The 2,155-nt window shown below is 67.5% G+C and carries 2 protein-coding genes; both read left to right on the top strand.

What is annotated here, in order from left to right; all coding sequences use genetic code 11:
* Positions 1-999 (top strand): phosphoserine transaminase (gene serC / locus WBV89_RS20745; RefSeq protein ID WP_423983231.1); only part of this gene is annotated, 999 nt, incomplete at its 5' end.
* A 55-nt stretch (positions 1,000-1,054) separates the two neighbouring features.
* Positions 1,055-1,927 (top strand): PAC2 family protein, encoded by an 873-nt coding sequence (locus WBV89_RS20740; RefSeq protein ID WP_423983230.1) that lies wholly within the window; start codon positions 1,055-1,057, stop codon positions 1,925-1,927.
* Positions 1,928-2,155 lie beyond the last annotated feature (228 nt).

Genomic DNA, 2,155 nt, shown 5'->3' with positions numbered 1-2,155 from the left:
TCACACCGCAAGCCGCCGGTCAAGAACCTCGTCGGAGCGGTGCGCTCGAAGCTCTCGGACCTGTTCGGACTTCCCGACGGCTGGGAGATCGTGCTCGGCAACGGTGGATCGACCGTGTTCTGGGACGTCGCCACGTTCGGCCTCGTACGCGAACGCAGCCAGCACGCCGTGTTCGGTGAGTTCTCGTCCAAGTTCGCCGAGGCGTGCGCAGCTGCTCCGCATCTCGGTGAGCCGTCGGTCGTGCGCAGCGATGTCGGAACCCATCCGACACTCGTCGCGGAGGACGGCATCGACCTCTACGCGCTGACCCACAACGAGACGTCGACGGGCGTCGCGATGAACCTGCAGCGCCCCGAGAACACCTCGGCCGCCACCGCACTGGTGGCCGTCGACGCGACATCGGCAGCCGGCGGGCTGACCTGGAGTCCGAGCGAGGTCGACGTCTACTACTTCGCTCCGCAGAAGTGCTTCGCATCGGACGGCGGGCTCTGGCTCGCCGCGTGCTCGCCCGCGGCGATCGATCGCATCGGCGAGATCGGTTCGTCCGACCGCTGGCGTCCCGCGTCGCTCGACCTCCAGATCGCGCTCGACAACTCGCTCAAGAACCAGACGTACAACACGCCGGCGGTGGCGACACTGGTGATGCTCGATGCGCAACTCGACTGGATGCTCGACAACGGTGGATTGGCCTTCGCCGCCGGTCGGAGCGCCGAGTCGGCATCCACACTGTACGGATGGGCCGAAACACGCGAGTGGGCGAGCCCGTTCGTCAGCGATCCGGCGCAACGGTCGAACGTCGTCGGCACGATCGACCTCGACGATGCGATCGACGCCGGTGACGTGTGCACCGCCCTGCGTGCGAACGGCATCCTCGACACCGACGCGTACCGCAAGCTCGGTCGCAACCAGCTCCGCGTCGGGATGTTCCCGGCGATCGAACCGAGCGACATCGAGGCGTTGACCCGCTCGATCGACCACGTCGTCGCCGCGCTCGACTGACGATCTGTGACGGACAGGAGTCCGACCCGACCCGTCACGCTGGCAGACTGATCCCGTGGACGTCACCGATGTGCTCGACTTCTCGACGGGCGACATCGGAACGCTCGACCGCCCGGTGATGCTCGTCGGGCTCGAAGGATGGTTCGACGTCGCGAGCGCGGCGAGCCATGCCGTCGAGTCGTTCATCGACCAGGACCAGGCGGTGATCGTCGGCGACATCGACCCCGACCCGTTCTACGACTTCACCCAGCAACGGCCGCTCGTCTCGATCGACGACGGGATCCGCGAGATCCAGTGGCCGTCGAATGAGATCGTGGTGCAACGCAACCAGGGTCATCGCGACGTCGTGTCGCTCGTGGGAGTCGAGCCCCACCTGTACTGGTCGACCTACGTCGAGGCGATCGTGACGGTGGCCGAGGCCCTCGGCTGTGAGGCGATCGTCACCGTCGGCTCGGCGGCCGAAGCAATCCCCCACACGCGCCGACCACCCGTCACCGGCAGCTCCGCCCATGCGGATCTCGCCCGACGTCTGGGTCTCGTCGCCCCGTCTTACGAAGGTGTCACCGGGATCGCCGGTGTGCTCCACGCTGCGCTCGACGTGCGCGGGATCCCCTCGGTCTCGCTCCGCGTCGGAATCCCGCACTACCTGATGAACGCCGAGCACCCGCAGGCCACCGATGCGCTGTCGCGACATCTGAGCCACGTCCTCGGTGTGCCGGCCGGGGTCGACTTCAGCGACCAGATCGATGCCTGGCGCGACGTGCACGACGAGATCATCGAGTCCGACGACCAGCTGCGGATGTACGTGCGGATGCTCGAGGCCGAGTTCGACCGCCGCGCCGAAGCGGCGATTCCGAGTGCCGACGACTTGGCCGCTCAGTTCGAGGACTTCCTCGACGACCTCCGCCCCGACGACCCCACCGACTGACTCCGCCCGCGGTCCCTTCCCGCCGCTCCCGCTCCTGCGCCCCGACCCGTCCGCTGCCCGAAATTCCGGCGGAACATGACGCCCACGGTCACGATGCGCCGGAAATTGGGCACCGGTCCAGTCACCTCCCGAAATTCCGGCGGATCATGACGCGCGCCGTCAGCATGTGCCGGAATTTCGGCGGTGGGCGACGTCACCGGTGGACCCCGAAATTCCGGCGGATCGTGA

Source organism: Ilumatobacter sp. (assembly GCF_049588435.1).
Taxonomy (GTDB): domain Bacteria; phylum Actinomycetota; class Acidimicrobiia; order Acidimicrobiales; family Ilumatobacteraceae; genus Ilumatobacter_A.
This window is presented reverse-complemented; position numbering and strand designations above follow the sequence as displayed.